Source organism: Parapedobacter sp. (assembly GCF_053550995.1).
In genome coordinates, this window is the sequence record NZ_JBMQOC010000024.1 from 1 (window position 1) to 23,501 (window position 23,501).

At 50.3% G+C, this 23,501-nt stretch carries 25 protein-coding genes; 12 read left to right on the forward strand and 13 right to left on the reverse strand.

The window, feature by feature from the left end; genetic code table 11:
* Positions 1–809 (forward strand): carboxypeptidase-like regulatory domain-containing protein (locus tag ACO1NT_RS03845; RefSeq protein ID WP_449047080.1); only part of this gene is annotated, 809 nt, incomplete at its 5' end.
* 18 nt (positions 810–827) lie between these two features.
* Here ACO1NT_RS03845 and ACO1NT_RS03850 read toward each other — a convergent pair.
* Genes ACO1NT_RS03850 through ACO1NT_RS03870 form a run of 5 tightly spaced genes read right to left on the reverse strand, consistent with a single transcriptional unit; the run spans position 828 to position 3,813 of the window.
* Positions 828–1,718 carry a DMT family transporter gene (locus ACO1NT_RS03850; RefSeq protein WP_449047081.1) on the reverse strand — a complete coding sequence of 297 codons (891 nt, stop codon included), beginning with the start codon at positions 1,716–1,718 and terminating at the stop codon, positions 828–830.
* 38 nt (positions 1,719–1,756) lie between these two features.
* Positions 1,757–2,167 (reverse strand): DUF6157 family protein, encoded by a 411-nt coding sequence (locus tag ACO1NT_RS03855; RefSeq protein ID WP_449047082.1) that lies wholly within the window; start codon positions 2,165–2,167, stop codon positions 1,757–1,759.
* Between the two features lies 1 nt (position 2,168).
* Positions 2,169–2,522, reverse strand: coding sequence for a bleomycin resistance protein (locus tag ACO1NT_RS03860; protein ID WP_449047083.1), 354 nt, complete (start codon positions 2,520–2,522; stop codon positions 2,169–2,171).
* On the reverse strand, positions 2,516–3,085 hold the full coding sequence (locus ACO1NT_RS03865) for a pentapeptide repeat-containing protein (protein WP_449047084.1): 570 nt from the start codon (positions 3,083–3,085) through the stop codon (positions 2,516–2,518). The genes ACO1NT_RS03860 and ACO1NT_RS03865 overlap by 7 nt, the downstream gene beginning before the upstream one ends.
* 20 nt (positions 3,086–3,105) lie before the next feature.
* Complete coding sequence (locus tag ACO1NT_RS03870; protein ID WP_449047085.1) at positions 3,106–3,813, reverse strand: class I SAM-dependent methyltransferase; 708 nt, start codon at positions 3,811–3,813, stop codon at positions 3,106–3,108.
* A 246-nt stretch (positions 3,814–4,059) separates the two neighbouring features.
* Here ACO1NT_RS03870 and ACO1NT_RS03875 point away from each other — a divergent pair, with 246 nt between their 5' ends.
* The 3 genes from ACO1NT_RS03875 to ACO1NT_RS03885 all read left to right on the forward strand — a co-directional run bounded on the left by ACO1NT_RS03875 (position 4,060) and on the right by ACO1NT_RS03885 (position 5,431).
* Complete coding sequence (locus tag ACO1NT_RS03875) at positions 4,060–4,311, forward strand: hypothetical protein (RefSeq protein WP_449047086.1); 252 nt, start codon at positions 4,060–4,062, stop codon at positions 4,309–4,311.
* Between the two features lie 83 nt (positions 4,312–4,394).
* Positions 4,395–4,778, forward strand: coding sequence for a hypothetical protein (locus tag ACO1NT_RS03880; protein WP_449047087.1), 384 nt, complete (start codon positions 4,395–4,397; stop codon positions 4,776–4,778).
* On the forward strand, positions 4,775–5,431 hold the full coding sequence (locus ACO1NT_RS03885; protein WP_449047088.1) for a sigma-70 family RNA polymerase sigma factor: 657 nt from the start codon (positions 4,775–4,777) through the stop codon (positions 5,429–5,431). Before ACO1NT_RS03880 ends, ACO1NT_RS03885 begins: the two co-directional genes overlap by 4 nt.
* Positions 5,432–5,443: 12 nt before the next feature.
* On the opposite strand, the gene ACO1NT_RS03890 is transcribed toward ACO1NT_RS03885, so the two are convergent.
* The 5 genes from ACO1NT_RS03890 to ACO1NT_RS03910 all read right to left on the reverse strand — a co-directional run bounded on the left by ACO1NT_RS03890 (position 5,444) and on the right by ACO1NT_RS03910 (position 8,655).
* On the reverse strand, positions 5,444–5,968 hold the full coding sequence (locus ACO1NT_RS03890) for a GNAT family N-acetyltransferase (protein ID WP_449047089.1): 525 nt from the start codon (positions 5,966–5,968) through the stop codon (positions 5,444–5,446).
* Between the two features lie 20 nt (positions 5,969–5,988).
* Positions 5,989–6,423 (reverse strand): hypothetical protein, encoded by a 435-nt coding sequence (locus tag ACO1NT_RS03895; RefSeq protein WP_449047090.1) that lies wholly within the window; start codon positions 6,421–6,423, stop codon positions 5,989–5,991.
* 85 nt (positions 6,424–6,508) lie between these two features.
* Positions 6,509–7,759, reverse strand: a complete 1,251-nt coding sequence (locus tag ACO1NT_RS03900) for an RNA polymerase sigma factor (protein WP_449047091.1) — start codon at positions 7,757–7,759, stop codon at positions 6,509–6,511.
* Complete coding sequence (locus tag ACO1NT_RS03905; protein ID WP_449047092.1) at positions 7,759–8,103, reverse strand: YciI family protein; 345 nt, start codon at positions 8,101–8,103, stop codon at positions 7,759–7,761. The genes ACO1NT_RS03900 and ACO1NT_RS03905 overlap by 1 nt, the downstream gene beginning before the upstream one ends.
* A gap of 372 nt (positions 8,104–8,475) precedes the next feature.
* Entirely contained in the window at positions 8,476–8,655 is a 180-nt protein-coding gene (locus ACO1NT_RS03910; RefSeq protein WP_449047141.1) for a helix-turn-helix domain-containing protein, read from the reverse strand.
* A 77-nt stretch (positions 8,656–8,732) separates the two neighbouring features.
* Here ACO1NT_RS03910 and ACO1NT_RS03915 point away from each other — a divergent pair, with 77 nt between their 5' ends.
* The gene (locus ACO1NT_RS03915; RefSeq protein WP_449047093.1) at positions 8,733–9,194 is read left to right on the forward strand and encodes a hypothetical protein; all 462 of its coding nucleotides are present in this window, start codon (positions 8,733–8,735) and stop codon (positions 9,192–9,194) included.
* Between the two features lie 1,169 nt (positions 9,195–10,363).
* Here the strand turns inward: ACO1NT_RS03915 and ACO1NT_RS03920 are convergent.
* The 3 genes from ACO1NT_RS03920 to ACO1NT_RS03930 all read right to left on the reverse strand — a co-directional run bounded on the left by ACO1NT_RS03920 (position 10,364) and on the right by ACO1NT_RS03930 (position 13,990).
* Complete coding sequence (locus ACO1NT_RS03920; protein ID WP_449047094.1) at positions 10,364–11,281, reverse strand: sugar phosphate isomerase/epimerase family protein; 918 nt, start codon at positions 11,279–11,281, stop codon at positions 10,364–10,366.
* Between the two features lies 1 nt (position 11,282).
* Positions 11,283–12,605, reverse strand: a complete 1,323-nt coding sequence (locus tag ACO1NT_RS03925) for a Gfo/Idh/MocA family protein (RefSeq protein ID WP_449047095.1) — start codon at positions 12,603–12,605, stop codon at positions 11,283–11,285.
* A gap of 152 nt (positions 12,606–12,757) precedes the next feature.
* The gene (locus tag ACO1NT_RS03930) at positions 12,758–13,990 is read right to left on the reverse strand and encodes an MFS transporter (protein WP_449047096.1); all 1,233 of its coding nucleotides are present in this window, start codon (positions 13,988–13,990) and stop codon (positions 12,758–12,760) included.
* Positions 13,991–14,103: 113 nt separating this feature from the next.
* On the opposite strand from ACO1NT_RS03930, the gene fsa reads away from it, so the two are divergent.
* The 7 genes from fsa (at position 14,104) to ACO1NT_RS03965 (ending at position 23,467) form a co-directional block, all read left to right on the forward strand.
* Positions 14,104–14,763 (forward strand): fructose-6-phosphate aldolase, encoded by a 660-nt coding sequence (gene fsa, locus ACO1NT_RS03935; protein ID WP_449047097.1) that lies wholly within the window; start codon positions 14,104–14,106, stop codon positions 14,761–14,763.
* Positions 14,764–14,824: 61 nt separating this feature from the next.
* Complete coding sequence (locus tag ACO1NT_RS03940; protein WP_449047098.1) at positions 14,825–15,307, forward strand: Fur family transcriptional regulator; 483 nt, start codon at positions 14,825–14,827, stop codon at positions 15,305–15,307.
* 663 nt (positions 15,308–15,970) lie between these two features.
* Entirely contained in the window at positions 15,971–18,376 is a 2,406-nt protein-coding gene (gene pbpC / locus ACO1NT_RS03945) for a penicillin-binding protein 1C (RefSeq protein WP_449047099.1), read from the forward strand.
* Positions 18,377–18,387: 11 nt separating this feature from the next.
* Positions 18,388–19,101, forward strand: a complete 714-nt coding sequence (locus ACO1NT_RS03950; RefSeq protein ID WP_449047100.1) for a 3'-5' exonuclease — start codon at positions 18,388–18,390, stop codon at positions 19,099–19,101.
* 169 nt (positions 19,102–19,270) lie between these two features.
* A complete protein-coding gene (rnr, locus tag ACO1NT_RS03955; protein ID WP_449047101.1) occupies positions 19,271–21,403 on the forward strand; it encodes a ribonuclease R in 2,133 nt (710 codons plus the stop codon).
* Positions 21,404–21,506: 103 nt separating this feature from the next.
* A complete protein-coding gene (locus tag ACO1NT_RS03960; RefSeq protein ID WP_449047102.1) occupies positions 21,507–22,091 on the forward strand; it encodes a TetR/AcrR family transcriptional regulator in 585 nt (194 codons plus the stop codon).
* Between the two features lie 26 nt (positions 22,092–22,117).
* Positions 22,118–23,467, forward strand: coding sequence for a TolC family protein (locus ACO1NT_RS03965; protein ID WP_449047103.1), 1,350 nt, complete (start codon positions 22,118–22,120; stop codon positions 23,465–23,467).
* Positions 23,468–23,501 lie beyond the last annotated feature (34 nt).

Below are 23,501 nucleotides of genomic sequence, written 5' to 3' on the forward strand. Positions count from 1 at the left end.
CCCACCCAGCGGAAAAACAAGACGTACGGTTGGCTAAGGTTACGCCGAAAGCCGGCATCAGCGCCAACCCGCCGGATTCGACCGTCGTGGTTGGCTACGGCACACAAAAAAAATCAGCCCTAGCCGGAGCGACGGCCCGCTTAGTTGCCGCGGAAATGGACAGCCCCGTCGTCGTTAACGGCGAGGCCCTGGCTGGTCGTACGCACGGTATCCGTATCCGCGGCATCAGCGCATCCCCGGCGCGAATGCAGCCGGTCGTCGGCAAGGTGGTGGATAAAGAGACACAGGAACCGCTGGCCGGTGTTGCTATACAGTTTACCGATGGGCACACCGTGGCCACCGACAAACAGGGTCGCTTCGAGGCAATAGATTCTTCACAGATACTCACGGCGCGTTATATCGGTTATGAAACGCAAACCATCCGGATAAACGGCCGTGATAGTGTGACCATCGCCCTACGGCCCAGCAAGACCGGATTGGGTGAGGTCGTTGTAGTGGGGTATGGCCAACTTCGGCACCAAACCGAGGCCGAGAACGTAGGGCACACGGAAAACAAACCCACGCCTAAAAACGGGTGGGCCGCCTATCGCCAATACCTCAAAGATGCGGCGAAACTGGCACCGGGAAAGGGAGGTGCGGTCGAGTTAACATTTACGGTAGACGACAGCGGACGTCCGACCGACGTGGCAATCGTCAAGACTTCAAACGTGGAGCTCAACAAGTTCGCTACGCTTATTGTTCGCGACGGGCCACTATGGGTGCCGGGGGTAAACGACGAACGTAAAGTAACGTTACGGATAGATTTTTGAGAGGGAAAAATGCCAAAACTAGGGCCTTTTATCGAGTGCTAACAGAAACACCGTCGCTATAATCAGCAAAGCACCGATCCAGTCGATCGCCTGAAAAGGAATGCCCAGCCAAAGCACGGCAATCAGTGTAGCCGACAGTGGTTCCCCCGATGTGAGGAGACTCGCTTGCTGCCCGCCGATCATCTGCACGGCACGCAAGTACATATAAAATGGAATCAACGTTCCAAAGAACACAACGAACAGGACGTTCAGGTGGGTATAAATATCCCACACCCCATTCGGGCGCCAAGGGGGATTAACAAAGGAAATCGCCACCCCACCGATAAGCAGGCCCCAACCGATGATGCTTACTGCGCTGTATTTATGAAGCAGTTTCCCCGGCATTAGGGTATACAGAGCCAAGCTAACGGCAGAGGCAATGCCTAGTAAAAGTGCCAAGGGCGATATGGTCAAGGTGTCTAGACGGCCGTGTGTCACTAGGAGGAATGCCCCCAATAATGCGGATAAGATGGCGATGTAGCCAAAAAGATTGAGCCGTTTGCCATACCGCAAGGCGAGGTAGGCGGCAATCATCGCGGGGGCCGAAAATTGCAGGATGGTGGCTGTAGCCGCATTGGAATGTTTTATCGCCGCGAAATAGGTGTATTGCACGGTCATCATCCCTACAATGCCGAATATGACCAACTGCAGACGATCACTCCTTTTGCGCCAAACGGCCCACACATTCCCATCTTTTTGAAGAATACCGAAAAGAAGAAGCAACGAACCCGCCCCGAGCATCCGTATAGCCATAAGCCACTCAACACGCATCGCGCGCTGCTGGAACAGGAATTGGCCGGATGTGCCGGAGACACCCCACAGCATAGCGGCAAATAATGCCATCGCCACCCCCTTCGCGTGCGTATTCATGAACGCAAAAGTAGGCTGAAAATTCCCATCTTACAATATCAGCGGCTTGATTTCATTGCCTTTACTTTTTTGATCCGGGGGGCGGTTGATAATGTTTGATACGCCGCGGTTTCCACACCATATAGTGCCACTTTCCCTTCACTGTCGCAGTGTATGCCAAACCCATACGTCTTCGTAAGCGGCGACGCCCGGAGACAGGCCTGCCCTTTCGAAAAAAACTGCACCCTGGCCTGGGCGTATTCCGCTTCCGTTAAATCATTGCGGTTGGCATATACCTGGAACAAGACGTCGTCAGAAGTGTATTGGTAGGGATGGTTTGAAATGAGGTCATATTGCATTTCGGCAACCGTGGGTTTGGCCTTGCTTGGCGGCCTTGTCCCCGCTGCCGCTTTCGTATCTTCCGCCACTTCGATAAAGGTGTCGAAATAGTTGGTGGTATGTGTTTTCATGTCAAATAGCTTGTCCAAACGTAAGCAGGTTATTATCCGGGTCGAGCAGCGAAAACTCCCGTTGCCCCCACGGCTTCATTTCCAATGGCCCATTGGGATGTACCAAGCCGTTGGCCGCACATGATTTATACAAATTGTCAATATCGTCTGTACGGATATACACCTGGCCATAATTCTCCATTGGATCGAGGTCCCTAAACGCAAAGAAATGAATCTGGATATGATCTTTCTCAACCATGAGGTAATCGTCAAAGTCAGCATTTCCAAACACACGGAAACCTAACTGATCGATGTAAAAATCCTTTGTCGCGGTTTTATCGCGCATGGGCAGTTTCGGGTGTATCGCTGTCAGCATATTTTTTCAATACCAATATCGTATTTAGCAAGAAGCCCCGCTATACCTGAAACGGAAAACTTAGCTTTTTTAATGCGATTGGTTTCCGGGTCGATCGTGTAGTTATAAGAAGTGCGGAAATCAGCCTTTTCAATTATGGTACGATCAAAAACAACATGCATCAGGTTACAGTTATCAAAGACGGCCTCGGTCAGGTCCGCTTCTGCGAAGTCCGTTTCCTGCAACTGCGAATCTTTGAAAACAGTCTTTTTGATTTTTGTTTTGTAAAACGACGAGTGGTTCAATTGACATCCGTCGAAGGAAAAAGCAAGGCCGAATGGGTTACAGCTATCAAACCGGAGCCCCAGCATTTTGCAGTCTTTGAACTGAACATCACGGAATGCGGTTCCGTTTATTTTCGCCAGGCTGAAGTTACACCCATTAAATGTGCAATCCGCGAATTTAAACGACGAGAGGTCATCTCCGGAGAAGTCACACCCGTTGAAAATGCAATTATCGTACTCGCCGCTTTGCAGGGAGGTGTTTCGATCGAATGTCTGGTCCTCCATTAATATTTCTTGCATCTGCCTACTTTACCTCCATATTATTTTATTCCACCAAATGCGCCAAAGCACATGTTTTTATGCAGTATTTCCACCGCACTAAAGCCAACCTGCCTCATTAGGTCTAGTTGATAATTGATTGACCGTGGTGAGTCTTCCTTTGCCACATAATCCAAAACATTTTGGCGGTATTCCTTTCCACCCAGCCTTTCCAGATAGTCGCCATACCGCTCCCAGGTATAATCGCTTAGCACATCCGTGTTCTGTGTGACCAAGTCGGCTATCATCAGGCAACCCCCGGGCCGCAGTAACTTAAAAAGTTTTTCAAAGGTTGTTTCCCAATCTTTATCATCCCGCAAATGATGCAAAACAGCGCCTGCAAGAATGATGTCGAAATGGTTTTCGGCCAATTCCACCTCCCTGATGTCGCCTTGTAACACCGCTACTTCACCGTCGGTTTGCGGCGACACCCTTTCCGACGCCCTATCCAGCATCGGCTTACTCAAATCGACCAACGTACAATTCAAGCCAGGGATTTTTGAAAGCATGGTCAGCGAATAGTTCCCTGCCCCACAACCGATATCCAGTAAATTTTCAGCCCCCGGAACAATCCGTCTAGCGGCTTCCGTAATCAGTTCCAAAGAAATTTTTGCGTCAATTGTTGAAAGTTGACCGGTGTCCAAGTTGGAAAATCGTTCCACGTCATTATCGAACCGTTCTTTAATCTCTTCTACCGTCGATTTATCCATATCTTTCCTTTATGATGTTTTGCCGTTTCGTCTTCGACAGGAATCGGATGCCCGTTACGTCAGGTTTTGTCTAGTTTTATCGCATACAATGATACCAATTATATTTTATTTTCAGATAAATCGGGCAACATGGGTGAGCTTATTTCCCCATGCCATTGAAGGAATGAAGCGAGGGATTGACGACCTTGATAATGGACGGAAAGTTCCATTCAGCGAATTTGAGGAATTGCTGACTCGTAATCCGTAATGGCAGATTATAAACCCTACTTCTCCGACGAAGCCAAAGATAGTCCAAAACCGCCAAACAATTCCAGAAAGACACCCGACGCGTATTGGCTATTGTTACCAAATCTCCATTTGCCTTCCAAACTGTACAGGGAGGATGCGCGCGTAAGGCGTGCTATCGTTCACCGTACTATTTCATTTTTATATCGTGTCGTCGGCAAAGAGGTGCAGATCATTGTTTTCTTTGACAATCGACAGGAACCGATTCTGTAGGCAGTGTGATCATCCACTTTTCTGTAACCTTTTCGTTCTTCGTTTACCCTAATGGTAGTGTAAGACATAAACAACGAAAAATCATGGAATCAACAAATGCACAGCAAGCGTTAAAACAAACCTTCAACCTGTTGAAGTACACCTTCGTCATCGTACCTATTGTTGCGGGGGCTGACAAGTTCACCAATCTGTTAACCGAGTGGGATCAGTACCTTAATCCAACACTGGGGGCTCTTCTGCCCTTTTCCGCTTCGGCGTTCATGATGGTGGTGGGGGTTATTGAAATCGTGGCCGGCCTCATTGTGCTGAAAAAACCCGACATTGGCGGATACATTGTTGCGGCATGGCTTACCTTGATTGCACTCACGCTATTAGCCGGCTTCAATTATGTAGATGTGGCCGTGCGTGACCTGGTAATGGCCATCGCAGCCCTATCAATGGCGAGAATAGCTAAGACCATAGTATGAATAGGATACAGTCGGAAAAGTTTACCGAAGAGGCAATTATCAGGAGGATTATCGACGGGGAAAAAGCGCTCTACGAGATCATCGTGCGGCGCTTCAATCCCTCCCTGTACAAAGTAGGCAGGTCGTACAATTACAATCACCAAGACACGCAGGATTTGATGCAGGAAACATTTATCGACGCATACAAAAGCCTGTTACAATTTGAGGGCCGTTCCGATTTTAAAACGTGGATTATCCGTATCATGATGAACAACTGCTTTCGCAGGAAGGGAAAGTCGAGTTTTAAGAACGAAATTATGCAGGACATAAACGACCAATCCACGCCGATGTTTACCAACGGTCAGAACGATACGGATAAAATCGTGCAGCGCCATGAACTGGGGCGGGTGATAGAAAACGCACTCGAAAGGATCCCATTCGACTATCGCATTGTATTTTCATTGCGAGAAATCAACGGGTTGAACGTAGCGGAAACCGCGGAAACACTGCATATCAGCAACGCCAACGTCAAGGTCCGCCTCAACAGAGCCAAGGCCATGCTGCGCAGCGAAATAGAAAGAGATTATTCTCCCAGCGAACTTTTCGAATTTAATTTAATCTATTGCGATGCGATGGTGGAAAACGTCATGAAGAAAATAAACAACCTTGGATGATTAAACGCATCTTTATCCATTAAATTCCGGCGGATATTCCACCATTCCGTTTACATTGCTCAACGCACCTTCAACCAGCTCAATGGCCATACAGTTTTCGGCAGGGACGTCAAACGGCAACTTGATGCCGTAGCTGCCAGCCAATCGGTAGCCGAATCGCGGATAATAATTTTCATGCCCCAGTACCACCACAGCACCGAAGCCCAATTCCGTCGCCTTTTCGTGGGCGTATCTAATCAGCTGTCCACCGATGCCTTTCCCCTGATGTGCTGGTAAAACCGCCACCGGAGCCATGGCTAGCGACGTTGCGCTGGCGTGTTCATTTACAATCTGAATCTTTGTGAGCAAAATATATCCCACCACTTCACCATCCAACTCGGCTACCAAAGCCAATTCCGGCACGAATGCAGTCGATTTCCGCAAGCGTTCCACCAGAAATTGCTCTTGATGGTCCGTGTATATTTCATGCTCAAAAGCTTTTTCAATGACGTGGAAAACGGCTTCGCAATCGCTCGCTTCTTCTTTTCTAATATGCATATATCCGCTTGGTTACTTGTTTAATCTGCCTTATAGGTCATTTTGCCATTGATGTATAAAGCCGCTGCTGATGCATCAAATTTAACAGAATCCTTTTGATATATTTCGTTTTCACCCTTCTCCATGATGATGGCCCCCTCCCCATCCGGCAAAAACAGTTCGGCTTTCGACCGATCGTCATCCCATAACACAAATGCACTGATGACTGCTCCTCCATCGGGTACTTCCACCGGGTTTAAACGCTGTCCGATATCAAAGATCTGCACGCAACCTTGCTGTAATTCGCTCCAGGTCTCACCAGCGCCAACAAGGCACCCGTGGTCATCTTTTTCTCCGCCAATCGCCGTGCTTTCGGTGGGGGTTTGCGCCTCCGTATTTTCCGACGAGCCACTTTCCGGGTTATTGCAGGCTGTTAAGGCGAATAATCCTAGTGACAGTAAAACTATTTTTTCCATTTTCCAGTTTGTTATCGCGTGATTTGCGTACAACAATAGGTCCAAACTTCGGTAATAGGTGAGTCGAAATACAAATACATATGCATTATCCGTAGTTTTTCTTCATTCGCCTTATTTCCTTTATCAATGTCTGCTTTTCCGTTTCCGACTTCGTCAGTTGAATAGCTTGTTCGTAATGGGCGATTGCTGTGTCTGTGGCAAGATCCGCGTATAGATAACCCAATAACTCGTGGTAATAAGGGCTATTTTCCAGTTTCAGTTGCTCCGCTTCGGTTATCGCCCTTTCGTTTCCGTAAACTTTGGAAACAGCAAATATCCGGTTCAATGCTATTATCGGCGAATACGCAATCAGAACCAGCTGATCATAAAGTTGTAAAATGTGTTGCCATTTGTGGTGGCCGGTCAGCGTGGTATGCCAATAGGCAATACCCGCTTCCAAATGGTATTTTGAAATTTCGCTATGGCTACAGGCATTTATCAAAAAATGATTCCCCTTTTCAATCAGCGTCTCGTCCCACAAACATTTATCCTGTTCATCAAACAAAACGGTCTCGCCATTTGCATCCATCCTCGCGTCCAGCCGTGAGCTTTGGAAACACATCAGGGCAAGCAAGGCGTTTGTTTCCGGTGTGTCTGTCAGCCGGTTTTCGGTCAATACGAGCGTAAGTCTCAAAGCTTCTGCACAAACGTCTTTTCGGATTTGTTGGGTATAGGTTTTTGAAAAATAGCCTTCGTTGAAGAGCAAATACAACGTTTGCAAAACCGCATCTAATCTCGATTTGATTTCCGTTCCACGCAGCTCCCTGATTTGAAAATTGTCGTTCCGAAGGTTGGTCCGGGCTCGGTGCAACCGTTTCTTTATCGTTTCGGCCTTTGTCAGAAAAGCGTTGGCAATCTCCACTACGCTGAAACCGCAAAGGATCTGGAGGGCCAGACAAATTTGGCCTTCGGTTGAATTGCTTGGATTACAAACGGCAAAAATCATGGCCAATTGGCTATCCGCAAGATGCTGATTGTCGAACTCGATAGCTTCTTCGGTTTCCAGGTTGGCCGGTTTCACGGCCTCTCTTATTTTTGTTTCGAAAGTAGCCGTACGCTTCAGGTAATCTTTGGTTCTATTTTTGGCTACGGTATATAGCCAGGCGGTGGGGTTTTCAGGTACTCCGTTGATTGCCCAATTTTCCGATGCTTTTAAAAAGGTATCGCTGGCAATATCTTCGGCAATTTCAATATGTGCTAAACCAAAATGACGGCACAGAACGGCCGTCATTTTTGCATATTCCTGTCGGAATAAGTGCGGTAAAAGATCCGTATGTGACTGACGGTTTTCGTTCATCAATCCCTTTTTAACACCTCCCGTACTTCAATATTGCCGCCCACCTGATCAAATATCGGGTTCGCTTTAGCAATTTCCACCGCCTCGTCGATGTCTTCGGCACTTACAACGATGTATCCGCTGATAAATTCCTTGATTTCGGTGTACGGCCCATCCGTGACCACATGGTTGGCCTTCACGGTTTTCGCACTCCCCTGAGTGGGCAACAACGTGTTGCCTTTATCCACCAATTTGTTCTGTGCGGCGATACCGGCCAGCCAATTCATGCGTTCCTGCATTTGTTGGGGCGATGGCTTAAAATCGGCAATGTCTTTCAACCTAAAGATTAATGCAAATTCTTTCATTTCTAAAAATTTTATTGTTCACCCTAATAACGATTGGCGGGTAAGGATGGGGACATCGTCTACATGCAACCGTTATTCCCCTCAGGGCCTCCACCTCAAGTGCGGGAGGCTGCTTGTCTTCATGGAAAGACAGGCTTATCGGTTTCAGCGGGTGTTGTTTGGTAACGTGTTTCATGGGCGTAAGTGTGGTAAAGATAATTTTTTTTGCCTAAACAAGTAGATAAAAAAGGCAGGGCGTCTCCCCCTGGAAAGCCCCTGCACGGAATAAGTGTCATTGCCGCTTTTCATGTTTTGCTTACCGATTTACATGTATTTGACGTTAGCGTACAAAGCACTATGGCATCCAATCCGCACTCATTCTTCATCGACCCCTTACCGCATCCTGAATTCCGTAGGGCTTTCAAAGAAATGTTGCTTATAGCTATTGGAGAAATATTTGGGGCATGAAAAGTTCAACTCTCGCGAGATATCCTCCACAGGCCGATCCGTTGTATAGAGTAACTCTCTGGCTTTATCAAGCTTAAGCTTATGGATGAAGTCACTGATCTTAATCGGTCGTTCTCAAAAGCCCGGGTAAGCGTACTGCAAGGCTTATATTTCATTTTTTCGAATGCCTGGAACTTGCGGCGTTGGATATAATCATCGCTTGTTCGGGCACCATCACATCCAACGGACCGTCGTCGTCGCACACCGCATGCAGCCTGGCCAGCGGCTCAAACTCTTCCGCCAGCAAGGGTAGCACCTCCCGTGCAGCCCACCAGCAGCGCCCATACACTGCCTTTGGCGAAGGTTATGGGTATTTTCTCGCGCCTACTCCCAAAACCGAAACACACCCCTTCGGCCACACGGATGGCGTGGGGCAGGTACACATCGCGGTACCGCCCAGTTGGAACAGCTGCCAATACCGTGGCGCATTAGCCGGCAGCTCCACGCGCACCCCTTCCGTCGAGATGTTCTCTTTGATTTCGAGCCATTGTGGGTCGGTACTTTCAAAGGCCGCGTGGCGCGGGGCGTTGGCCGGCGACCGGTCGTCCGGCTGCGGGATAAACTGGAGCAGGCCGTTGAATGGCCGACCAGAGGTAACCTATTGATTTCCGGCAAAGCGGAAGAATGCTGAGTTTATCATTGGTAGATGTAGACGATTTTCTGAAAGCTAAAGGTAGGAAAAATGGGCAAGATTTCAAACTGCGATGGCTTTTGGGAGCATATCTCGCGGGGTAATAACGGAATAAAGTGAATGTTCATCGCAAACGAAAACGCGCTAAATTTGATACACAACCTTCGGAATAAATATAATCAAAACAATGACCAGCAAACATCCTACACCGAGTTGGTATTTCGATGATGCGCCCATGTTACGAAATAGCGGCAATGAAAGACAAAACGTAATAGTGCCAAAAAACACAATGGCGATAAGTTGATTCAGATAAAGTATGCTATTTGCAGCAGCCTCGCTGAATGAAGATTTGATGTAGTTACTATCATAAACCCCGTGCTTGATGGCATTCCAAATGCCTATAGGTCCTCCATATGGACCCAACATGTATAATGCTAAGACGGCCAACGATATGTAATAAGGTATTTCATCGTGATTTTTCCCAACAAATATCCGGATACACGAAGACTAAGCATTAAAAAATTTTAGAGAGCACTTATAAATGTGTCAGATGAATAAGAGGAACTAAAAAATCATATAAAAGAATGGGATTGGCATTTTTAACATCATAGAATTATATTGTAATGGGCTATTTATTAATCCTGAAAAGGTCTTAGTGAACTAGACTTTCATTATTGTAATAGACTCAGCCGATTAAAATATCGATATAATATTATTTTTCAATAATATATCTCAAATTATCGAAGAACCGTTGAATCAGACGCCTATCACGGGTGATGATTTCGGCTGATCCTTTGATCTCATGCCTAAAGCCCAGTCGTTCGCCATAGTTCGTTTCTAACTGTTTAGGAATTGAATAATCAGGGAATTGAACATTCGGCCAGCGAACTCGCCTTACATATGGCCATCTGCTTCGGATACCGAGGCAGGTATTTTAACACACCAGAACGGATTAATGCACTGGAAAGATGGATGAGTAAAGTATTTCAATCCAAAAAAAAACTCCAATATCCCAACAAATTTTTAGAGAAAATGAAGCGATATGTTAGGCTTTCACTTTGCAGTGTCTATACCTCCGTTAATTGAAACGAAAAGGGGCGCCCGTTTTCCAGAGACGCCCCTCACACAACTCACGTACCATTCCTAAAGAGCAAAAATGGCATCCACCTGCCCAGACACCTTCTTCAGATACTCCCGGTCGCCATCGCCTAGCTCAACGGTGAGCCAGCCGCCTTGGTAATCAATGTCCCTGAGTGCCTGCATCACCACCGGCCAGTTGTTGTCGCCCGCCAGCAGGTCAACGCCAAACCCTTTCCACAGCCCCTCGTCGTTCATCTTCCCACGGCTGAATTCCTTGGCGTGGAGCTTCACGATGCGCCTGTTGAGCTCGGTTATCCAATGCTCGGGCCAGCCATACCGCAGAATGTTGCCGATGTCGAAGTACCAGCCTACCAATGGGTGGTTGATCTCGTCGACAAACTGCCGCGCTTCCACCGGGCTCAGGATAAAATTACTCCATACGTTCTCCAAGCCGATCTTCATACCGGTCTTTTCGGCATGGGGGATCAGTTTCCGCACCGAATCCAACGCATTCCGGTACGCCACGCCGTAGGGGATTTTTTCGTTGACCACACCCGGCACCACCAGCACCGTGTCGCCGCCGAGCGCCTTGACATCGGCCAGCGATTTCGCCACCGAGTCAATGGTATACTGCCGCACTTCCGGGTCGGGATCGGACAATGGCTTGCTCCAATGGTCTTTGTTGACCACGCTGGGTATCTCGATGCCCGATTTTTCCTTGGCCTCAAGCATTTCGTCCAGACTGAAGTCGACCGGACTGTTGAACTCAACCCCGTCGAAGCCCAGATCTTTCACCAGCTTGCACTTGTCGACCAATGAGAGCTCCTCCTTGATCATGTAAAAGCTGACACCTTTCTTCAGTTTCAATGTGTTGCCCGCCGGTTTGGCCATCAGCGGACCGTTGCCGCCAAGCGCCGGGGCTACCACGGCCCCACCCGCCAACAGCGATGCTGATTTTATAAAGTTTTTTCTGTCCATCATATCAAGTCGTCTTTTTTTCGCCAGGAATGGCAATGGGAAGATCATATTTCGTGTCCCAAGACACATTTCCGGGGAAGAACACCTCTTCGGATGCCAGCGCGGCCTCCAGTGAAACGGCCTGGCCGGTATAGCCCGCCATCCGGCCCGCAAGGGCAACCAGGTTCGATTTCACCATCCAGTCACCGTCGTTCATCGGCTTGTTTGCACGGATGGAGGCAAACAGCTCGTCGTGCTCCTGTTGGTACATGCCCCTCGAATTACTCTTCTTATACGCGTTCTCGTCGGTGAATTTCGTCGTATCGTCATACTTCCATGGGTTCTTGCCGGTGATATCATGGCCACCCGTACGGCAGTCTACCACACACCGGCCTTCGTTGCCCACCAGCTCCACGGCATACGCGGGTGCGGTATCGTTCTGTTGCCGGCAAGAGAAATAAGCCTTTGTGCCGTCGTCATATTGGTACACCATGGCAAAATGGTCGTATACATTGCCGAATTTGGGGTCCACCCGTTTCTGGCGGCCGCCGCTTCCCGTTACGCTCACTGGCAGCTTATCGCCCAGCGCCCATTGCATCATATCCAGGCTATGGATGGCCTGCTCGATGATATGGTCGCCCGAAAGCCAATTGTAATACAGCCAATTCCGCAGTTGGTATTCAAAGTCCGTCCATTGGGGTTGCCGTTCTTTGTACCACAACTCCCCGGTATTGTAGCTGCACTCGGCGGCCAATATCCGGCCGATCTGCCCGTCTTGCACACGGCTGAACGTTTCCCGCTTCGGAATGTGGTAGCGCCAGCAGAACCCCGACACCAACGACAGGTTTTTGGCCTTCGCTTGTTTCGAAGCTTCGATAACCCGCCGCAATCCGGGCCCGTCCACGGCGAAGGGCTTTTCACAGAATATGTGTTTACCGGCATCGACCGCGGCCTCGAGGTGGTCGGCCCGGAAGGCTGGCGGCGCGGCCAGCAGCACCACATCCACATCCAGGTCTACCAATTGCTGGTAGGCATCCAGTCCCACGAGCCGGTGCCGTTTGCTAACCTTTACCCGGTTGCCAAACTTCTCTTCCAGCGTTGTCAGCGAATGTTCAAGCTGATCTTCGAACGCATCGGCCATGGCATAAAGGATTACGTTCGGGTCGGCATTAAGCGCTTCCATGGCCGCGGCCGTACCCCTACCCCCACAGCCAATAAGCCCCACTTTCAAGGTCTTTGAGTTGAGTGACCAAATGGAGTTGGACCCCAGTGCATAGTCGGCGGCAACCGCGCCGGCGATGGTGGTCAACCCAGCCGTTCTCAAAAACCGTCTTCTCGAATAGTTCATATGAATCATTAAATGGATAATTGATTAGCGGCTCATCTACGAGCCGTTGAAACAATCACAAATATTGAAAAAATAAAGCTGCTCGGCAAGTATAAAACGGTACAGCCCTGTTTTAGGGCCTAATCAATCGGTTGTTCTATTTCAACATGCGTTTATACCGGCACATATTTGCGATGGATGTGCTGCCAGATGTATGCCGTAAACCCCAATGCCACAAGTGCTCCGGCCACCCCCTGTAGGAGCAGGGTGTAATGGATACCCCACGCGCTGGCCATGGCGCCCACCAGAAGGCTGCCGAGCGGGAATATCCCCTGGAAGGCCATGATGTAGTAGCTGATGGCCCGCGCGCGGTAAGCCGGCATGGCGTGGGTTTGGATGTAGGTATTGATGCTCGAATTCTGCACCATCATGCCCATGGAGGCCAGTAATGTACTGGTCAACGCCAGCGGCAGCCACGAGGCAAAAGAAAGGGCGAGGATGCCCGCCGCCAACAAGCCGGCAGCCTTCATCACCCGGAAGCGCAGGTTGGTGCCTATCCTTGTTTTGGCCATGTAGATGGCGCCCGCCATGGCACCTAGCCCCGCCGCGCTCTCAAACCAGCTAAAGGTGGTGGCGTCCCCATTGAACATTTCACGGGCGATGACCGGCAGCAGCGTGGTATAGGGAATGACCAACAGGCTGGAGGCCGAGAGCAGCATGACCAATGATGCCAGGTGCGGCGAATGCCGCAGATAGCTAAACCCTTCCTTGAGGCCTTGCCATGTACTTTCCTTATGCGCAATTGCCTGCTGCGGCCTCAACCGCATAAGGAGCAACGAAGTGATGACCGCGAAGAAACTGATGAAGTTGATACCAAAACATACTGCTTCGCCATAGGTGCTAAGTAATATACCACCCAACGCAGGCCCCACCATGCGCGCGGCATTGAAGGCCGAGGAGTTGAGCGCAATGGCATTGGGGAGGTCGGCCTTGTTGTCTACCAATTCCACCATGAGCGATTGCCGGGCGGTAACATCGAACGTGTTGATGATACCCTGTGCAAGGCTCAGCACACCGATCCACCACACATGGTAATAACCGAAAAACACCATGGCCGCCAGTGTACCTGCCTGCAACATGAGGCCGATCTGTGTAACCAGCACAATACGGTATTTCTGTTGTCGGTCTACGAAACTGCCGATAAACGGCGACAGTACCAGCGAGGGGATGAGCGACAGGAACGAAATCACGCCAAGCACCAATGCCGATTCGGTGAGCCGGTAAACCAACCAGCTCACCGCAATGCGCTGCATCCATGTACCCATCAGGGAAATGGCTTGGCCGGTAAAGTGAAGCCGGTAGTTGCGATGCGTTAGTGCCCGGAAGATGTTCACCCCGTGAATCATGCAAAAGTCATACCTATATTTTTTCGCTATCCGGGTTATTATCGTTAATTTTACAGGCTGTATAATAACATTTACAGCTGTTTACAAATACATTATTTTATATCACTCAAAACATGAAGTTTTTTATTGACACCGCCAATCTGCAACAGATCAAAGAAGCCCAGGACCTGGGCGTGCTGGATGGCGTAACGACCAATCCCAGTTTGATGGCCAAAGAGGGCATCACCGGCGAACAGAATATCATCAACCACTACAAAGCCATCTGCGAAATCGTCGACGGCGATGTCAGCGCGGAGGTCATTTCGACCGATTACGACAATATTATCAAGGAAGGCGAAGCGTTGGCCAAGCTCCACGACCGCATTGTGGTGAAGGTGCCGATGATCAAGGAAGGTGTAAAGGCGATCAAATACTTCAGCAGCAAAGGCATTAAAACCAACTGCACGCTGGTATTTTCGTCGGGACAGGCCCTACTGGCGGCAAAGGCCGGAGCCACCTACGTATCGCCATTCCTGGGCCGTTTGGATGATATTTCGACCGACGGATTGGCGTTGATCGAAGACATCCGGTTGATCTATGATAACTATGGTTATGAAACGCAGATATTGGCCGCCTCCATCCGCCACGTGATGCATATCGTGGAGTGTGCCAAAATCGGTGCCGATGTAATGACCGGTCCGCTGTCTGCCATACTTGGATTGCTCAAGCATCCGCTCACCGACAACGGACTGGCGCAGTTTTTGGCCGACCACGCCAAAGCTGCCGGTAAATAAATTGTTTTTTGAGGCGGGTGCCTCCATACAAAGGCTAGTCCTTTTTTGAGGCATCCACCCCATGAACCGAACAAACATGCCTACTTCAGCAGCAAATACCATCCAGCAAACCGACGCCAGTGAGCATTTTGCTCCTCTTTTGCGCCGCAACAAACTCAAGGTAACCAAACCCAGGCTGCGGGTACTGCAAATCATCTCCGATAAGGAAACGGCCATCTCCCAGCCCGAATTGGAAAAAGTGCTGGGTGATTCGATTGACCGGGTAACACTCTACCGCGTGCTGGCTACCTTCGAAGAAAAAGGCATCCTCCACAAGATATTCGACCTCCACGGTACCGCAACGTATGCACTCTGCTCGACGGAATGCGACGAACACCACCACCACGATGAACATGTGCATTTCATCTGCGAAATGTGCAACAGCATCTATTGCCTCGAAGACTTTAGGATGCCAAAAATCAACCTACCCGACGGATATCAATTGCGTTCCATCGGTGTCAACGCCGTAGGGCTTTGCGCGCAGTGCAGGGCCTTCGGGAAATAAAACATTAACTCCCTCCTTTGGCCGCTGTTTACTCGGCCAGTTTCCGCAATGCCTTCCGGACACCATCAAGCAACCTTTTCCCCGCTCCGTTGCAGCCCGCTATAATATATAAATTTGGCATGGTGTAATCTCCTTGACAGTCCTGAACCACGGCAATTTTTCACAATTTATATTCAGGTAAATGGCACAGAATCGCTCTGTAAAAATAGTAACATTTACCATTCCGCGAATAATATCGAACGTATACCACCAATCAATGCATGGAATCAAACGACCATGCGCCAGCGCTTATTGTCTACAAAATCCAGCTAAAACAACTCACTATTTCATAGCTAAAATAGAAGGTATAAATATTATATAATATTGATAAATAGTATTTTGCATTGTTTATATAAATTTAATATCCTTATATATTTTTTAGCTAGCGCCGCCGCTCATTGCCCAACGCAGCACACACTACCCGCAACTCCCTGAAAACCGCTATTTTATTGCTAAAACAAAAACTATCCATTCGCTAAAAATCCCAAGTATATACAATCAATCAATTTAAAACCATTAGGTTATTGTAATTACCTGAACAAAATAATAACACTAAGGTTTTAGCACCGTTTTCTGATCGAGCCCCAATCCGTAGACGCATGAATATTTTCGTAATTTAGCGGGGTGATCAACTGGGTATCGAGACAAGGACAGCGCTTCGTCAGCTTCTGTAAAACCAGAAGGGGCATCACCGTTCTCTTGGCATCAGCAACCTTGCTCGTACTATTTTACCTATCGCTGCCTAAGCCATTGTTCCGTTCCCCTACCTCCTTCGTCATCGAAGATGCATCGGGCACGCTGCTGGCGGCCTCCATCGCGGCTGATGGCCAATGGCGTTTCCCTGCTACCGGGAAAGTACCGGAAAAATTTGCCAAGTGCATCACCACCTTCGAAGACAAACGTTTCTACTACCACGCCGGTATCGACCCCATCGCGCTAGCTCGCGCCATCCGGCAGAATGTCGCGGGCGGCCGTATTGTTAGCGGCGGTAGTACCATCAGTATGCAGGTCATCCGTATGAGTCGCAACCGCGACCGCACACTGTGGCAAAAGCTGGTCGAGGCGTTTCTGGCCGTCCGATTGGAAGTAGGCTACAGCAAGGCGGACATCCTGGAACTTTACGCGGCAAATGCTCCGTTCGGAAGCAATGTAGTAGGGCTCGAGGCGGCAGCTTGGCGCTATTTCGGTCGCGCACCCGACCAACTATCATGGGCGGAAAACGCCGTGCTGGCCGTATTACCGAATGCACCGGCACTCATCCACCCCGGACGCAACCGGGGGCAACTCCTCAACAAGCGCAACGGTTTATTGGATAGGCTGGCGGCTACGGGTAACATTGACCAACAGACCGCCGACCTTGCCAAGCTGGAACCGCTGCCCGACAAGCCACACCCCCTACCGCGGCTTGCTCCCCATCTGCTCGAACGTTTCAAACAGGAATATGGCACACTCGGCCTGCATTCCACCCGCGTAGCTACCACCATCGATGCTGCCCTACAACAGCAGGTTGCCGACATCGTAGACCGCTACCACCGCAACCTCAGTGCCAGCGGCATCCAAAACGCTGCCGCGCTGGTACTGGAGGTGGAAACAGGTAAAACCCTCGCGTACATTGGCAATGTGCACACACCGCAAAACAGTGGGGCCGAAAGCCAGGTGGATATGATCACCTCACTGCGAAGCCCGGGGAGTACGTTGAAGCCCATGCTCTATGCGGCCATGCTCACCGACGGCCTGATCCTGCCGAATACGCTCATCGCCGATGTGCCTACCCAGATCGGCGGTTACGCACCCCAGAACTATGACCTTGGTTACGATGGTGCTATACCGGCCTCACAGGCATTGAGCCGCTCGCTCAACATCCCCGCCGTAAAGATGCTGCAGCAATACAAATACCAGCGCTTCCACCCGTTCCTCAAATCGGTGGGCATCCGCACCCTCGACCGGCCCGCCGATTTCTACGGGCTATCCATGATCTTGGGTGGCTGTGAGGTAACACCCTGGCAATTGGCGGGCACCTATGCCAGTATGGCCCGTACGCTGAATCATTATGAACGGCTTAACGCCAACTACGATCCCGCCGATTACCACGAGCCATTTTATATCAAAAGCGCACATGGGCCGACGGCGGGAGCCACGGAACGTGCCTCAGTCATTGACCATGCATCGCTTTATTTCACCTTCCAAGCCATGAATGAGGTGATGCGTCCCGGCGAGGAGGCCCTTTGGGAACAATTCGCTTCATCTAAGAAAATCGCCTGGAAAACAGGCACCAGCTTCGGCTTCCGCGATGGGTGGGCAGTGGGCCTCACTCCCTCGCATGTCGTGTGCGTATGGGTGGGCAACGCCGACGGCGAGGGCCGCGCCGGACTGACAGGTATCAATACCGCAGCGCCCATCTTGTTCGATATTTTCGATCTACTGCCTTCGCCGGGGTGGTTTACGCCGCCCCTGGACCGCATGGTACAGACCGCCGTATGCGGTCAAAGCGGCCACCTGGCGGGGCCGGATTGCCCCAATCCCGACACCCTGTATATTCCCGTGCCTGGCCACCGTTCTACCGTATGCCCCTACCACCGTACCATACACACCAACCGCGAGGGCACACTCCGCGTAACGGCCGAGTGCGCCCCGCCGGGCGACATCGTGGCCGCCAAGTGGTTTATCCTACCGCCGGCCATGGAATATTATTACAAGCCCCGGCACAGCAACTACCGTGAGCTTCCGCCCTATGCATCAGGATGTACCGACGGCTCGCAAGGGCTGGTGATGGAAATGATTTATCCGAAAAATAACGCGAGAATTTATATACCTTTAGAAATTGATGGAAAGCGCGGACAGGTGATTTTCAATGCTGCCCATCGCAAGCGTGGAAGCAAGATATTCTGGCATCTGGACAATACATTTGTTGGCGAAACGGAAACGTTCCACCAACTGGCGCTGGAAATCCCTCCGGGAGAACATCGCATCACGTTGGTAGACGATGACGGAACGCGCATCAGCCAGCGATTTGAAATCTTAGCGAAATAAGTGAAATAGCCATGCTCGAAACGGTCGATCTGCAACAAATAATGGTACTGGATATCGAAACGGTAAGCCAAACGGCCGCTTTCGATGATTTGCCCGACAGGTTCAAGGAATTATGGACCCACAAGGTGCGCAACACGCTGGAAGCAGACCAGACGGCCGCAGATGTGTATCCAAATGCTGGCCTGCATGCCGAGTTCGGCAAGATCATCTGCATATCGGTAGGCGTATTCCACCAAAGGCAAAGCCAGACCGGCTTCCGGCTGAAGTCGTTCGCCCATCGGGATGAACGGGAGTTGCTGGCCGATTTTTCCGACCTGCTACAGACGCAACCACCTAACCTGGTGCTTTGCGGCCACAACGGCAAGGCCTTCGACTTCCCTTACCTGTGCAAACGGATGATCATCAATAGGCTCCCACTGCCCGCCCAATTGGACATATCGGGCAAGAAACCCTGGGAAATCAATCACTTGGACACCATGGAACTCTGGCGATTCGGCGATTTCCGTAGTTACGTCTCGCTCAACCTCATGACAGCCGCATTGGACATCCCGTCGCCCAAAGACGATATCAGCGGGGCAGATGTGTACCGGGTGTACTACGAAGAAAATGATTTGGCGCGCATCCGCGTGTATTGCGAAAAGGATGTGCTCACCACGGCACAAATCTTGCGGCGTTTGCGCAATGAACCGCCAATAGCGCTGGAGGCCGTTAGTTATGCGGATTAGACGTGAGATATTAGACAACAGACGATAGACACTAGACAACAGACGATAGACACTAGATAACAGACGACAGACACTAGATAACAGACGACAGACACTAGATAACAGACGACAGACACTAGACAACAGCGCCCATACAGGCCGTCGAATGTCTCAAATCACAAATTTCAATATGGCAAACAGAAAAAACAATGCATTCAAACACGTACTTACCCAATTGATTTCCGACCTGATCGAGAAATCGGGCAATAAGGCGATGAACTATAAGCAGGTGGCCGCCAAACTTAACCTGGCCGATAACGAATCGCGCGAAGCGATCCGCGACATCTTGCAGGAAGAAACCCGAACCGGCGGGCTCTTCAAAGAAGTGGAAAAAGGGAAATATACCCTCAGGGAACTTAAAGCCTTCGTTATTGGGAAGGTGGATATGACAGCCGACGGATCGGCATTCATCGTACCGGAAGATGAGCTTGAGGACGATATATACATCGGACCGCGGAAGCTGCGCCAAGCGCTGCATGGCGACCGCGTGAAAGTGCACACCTACGAAAAACGGCGCGGCAAACGCAAGGAAGGCGAAGTGGTAGAAATATTGGAACGAGCGCGCACTGAGTTTACCGGCACCATAGCCATCTCCCCGCGCTTTGCATTCCTCAACGCAGACGACCGTAAGATGCTGCACGATATCTTTGTACCCCTGGCCGATCTCAATGGGGCAAAAGACGGTGAGAAGGTCGTGGTAACCATCACCGAATGGCCACGCGACGGCAAAAACCCCGTTGGCAAGGTCACCTTCGTGCTGGGCAAAAAGGGGGAGAACGACACGGAAATGAATGCTATCTTGGCCGATTTCGGCTTCCCGCTCGCATTCCCCAAAGCCGTGGAAAAAGTGGCAACCGCCTTTAGCGCAGAAATACCGGCCGAAGAAATCGCCAAACGGCGCGACTTCCGCGGGGTAACCACGTTTACCATCGACCCCGAAGATGCCAAAGACTTCGACGACGCCATATCGTTCGAGCAACTGCCCAACGGCCATTGTGAAATAGGGGTCCACATCGCCGACGTGAGCCACTTCGTGCGGCCCGACTCGCCCCTCGATAAGGAAGCCTACGAGCGTGGCACATCCGTTTACTTGGTAGACCGCGTGATCCCCATGCTTCCCGAGCGTCTCTCGAACGACCTCTGTTCCCTCCGGCCAAAAGAAGACCGCCTTGTATTCTCTGCCGTATTCGAGATGGACAGTAATGCCAACGTCGTTAAAGACTGGTTTGGGAAAGGCATCATCCATTCCGACAGGCGTTTTAGCTACGAAGAAGCGCAGGAAATCATCGAACAACAAGCGGGCGAATTCAGTACCGAGCTGCAAACCCTTAATCAATTGGCACATATCCTGCGCGACCGCAAGTTCAAGCACGGGGCCATCAGCTTTGAAACAACCGAAGTAAAGTTCCACCTTGACAAAGACGGCAAACCATTGGGCGTATACGTAAAGGAGCGCAAAGACGCCCACAGACTCATCGAAGACTTCATGCTGCTGGCCAACAGGCGTGTGGCCGAATTCATCGGCAAACAAGGCAAGGGCAACAACAGAAAAACGTTCGTGTATCGCGTGCACGACGTACCCAAGGAAGAAAGCATTACCGCCTTTGCCCAATTTGCCGCCCGTTTCGGATATAAAATAAACACGAAATCCGACCGTGAGACCGCCCGGTCGCTCAATACACTGATGGAACGGGTAGAAGGCACCAAGGAACAAAATGTACTGACTACCTTGGCCATCCGGTCCATGGCCAAAGCCATCTATACCACCAAAAAAACCAGCCATTATGGTTTGGCATTCGACTATTACACGCACTTTACCTCCCCCATCCGCCGCTACCCCGACGTGATGGTGCACCGTCTGCTCGAACACTACCTAGCAGGTGGCAAATCGGTCAATGCCGAAGCCTATGAAAAGCAATGCGAGCATGCATCACAAATGGAGAAGCGGGCTGCGGACGCCGAGCGCGCATCGGTGAAATACAAGCAGGCCGAGTTCCTGCAAGACCAAGTGGGCGAAACCTTCACAGGCATCATATCCGGCGTAACCGAATGGGGCATGTACGTGGAAATCGAAGAAAACAAATGCGAAGGCATGGTGCGCCTGCGCGACATTACCGACGATTTCTACGCATTGGACGAAAAGAACTATGCCATCATCGGCCAACGGCGTAAGAAAAGGTACCAGTTGGGCGATGAAGTGCAGATCCGCGTGAAGAAAGTGGACCTTGCCAAAAGGCAGATCGACTTCACCCTCGTTTCCTGACAACGCACAGCCACTGACCTTTTGACGGCAATTGTCAAATTTCCGTTATTAATGGGGCATGCTTCGCTATTATTCGCAAATTATGTTTTCCTTTGCCACCCGAATGAACGTTCAATTAAGCACGGAAACAACAACGAAAAAGCGGGCTATCTATGAAAGCACCTTGCGCCTGATCAAGGAATTCGGCTTCCACGGTACGCCGATGAGCCAGATTGCGCAGGAGGCGGGTGTGGCCACGGGAACGATTTACCATTATTTCACTTCCAAAGACGAACTGATCGTTGAACTTTACCATGATGTAAGGGAACGCATGCAACAGGTGATCTTCAAGGATAACGACCTTGGCCTGCCCTACCCAGACCAGTTTACCGCCGTGTGGATGAATTTGGTGAAATATTATGTACAACACCCCGAAGTGCTGGGTTTCCTCGAACAGTTCTTTTCCTCGCCCTATGTGAAAGACGTTTACCCCGAAGACCGTGTGTGTTTCCAGGATGAGGTGTCGGTATTCCTGAAGCAGGGCGTCCAAGACGGCCACATCAAGCCTTTGGATATCAACATCATTAGCGCAGCATACATCGGCACCGTATCCGCCACGGCCAAGCGCAACATCCATGGCCGCTTCGCGTTAAAAGAAGAAGACCTTAAAAAAATGGTCGCCATCATCTGGGATGGCATTAAGAACTGATTACCCATATGACGACAACGGCAAATATGTATTTAAAAAAACTTGTTTACAGCACCTTATTTATTATCGGCGGAAGTTTTTCTTCACCTTTGCTGGCACAGGAGAGTGCCGCCGATTTGCCCGACCATGCACGATTGCAAGACCTGATCGATTTTGCGCTCGACAACCGGCCGACGGTACAGCAGGCCCTATTGGATGAAGCGATCGGCGAACGGGAGATTGCATCGGCCCTTTCGGGATGGTACCCCCAGATCGGCGCAACCGGCACCTATAATTACAACGTCAAAATACCTACAACGGTCATTGGAGACCAGGTCATTGCGATGGGTCAAAACCATTCAAGCGCCGTGGTACTCCAAGCCGACCAGCAACTATTGAACCCGGGCCTGATGCAAGCTGCGAAAGCCGCACGGTATATCCGGCAGCAAAATGCCCTGAATACGGAAAACAGCACTATCAACACGGTGGTGGAAGTGAGCAGGGGCTATTACGACATCCTCACCAGTGAAGAGCAGTTGAACATCATACAGGAAAACCTAGCTCGTATCGAACGGCAGCTGGCCGATGCAAAGGTGCGCTACGAAACAGGTATTGTAGACAAAATCGACTATAAACGGGCAGAGATAACGCTGGCAAACACAAAGGCCGAACAAAAACGGGTGGCCGAGATGCTCAACTATAAATATGCCTACCTGAAGGAACTTATTGGACTGGCGGCGACGCAACCCCTTTCCCTATCGTTCGAAGATCATGCGATGGAACAGGAAATACTACTCGATACCACCCAGACCGTTAACCTGGAGAACCGCGTGGAATTCCTACAGCTACAGACGCTCAAACAACTCCAGCAGGTGAACACACAGTACAACAAATGGACATTCCTACCCAATTTATCGGCATTCTATAACTACGCATGGGATTTCCGTGACAACCGGTTTTCGGACCTGTACAACCCCGCTTTCCCGCGGTCGGTATTCGGTCTGACGCTCAATGTACCCATCTTCCAAGGCACCAAACGTATCCAGGAAATCCGGAAGTCCAAGCTGCAGGAAGCGCGTATCGATTGGGATATCGTTAACCTGAAGAACCAGATCAATACGCAGTACGAAATGGCTATGGCCACCTACAAAGCTAACCTGAACGACTGGGCCACCGCACAGCACAACATGGTCCTAGCCGAGGAGGTGTACAACACCCTGAAATTGCAATATGACGAAGGTATTAAGACATACCTCGATCTGATGACCGCCGAGACGGACCTGCGTACCGCACAGATCAATTACCTTAACGCCCTGTTTGCCGTGCTCTCCGGTAAGTTGGAAGTACAGCGTGCACTGGGCTCGGTATTGGATGAGAACGGTGGCATGAGTCAATAAGACAACAGATATTAGACAATAAACAACAGCTACT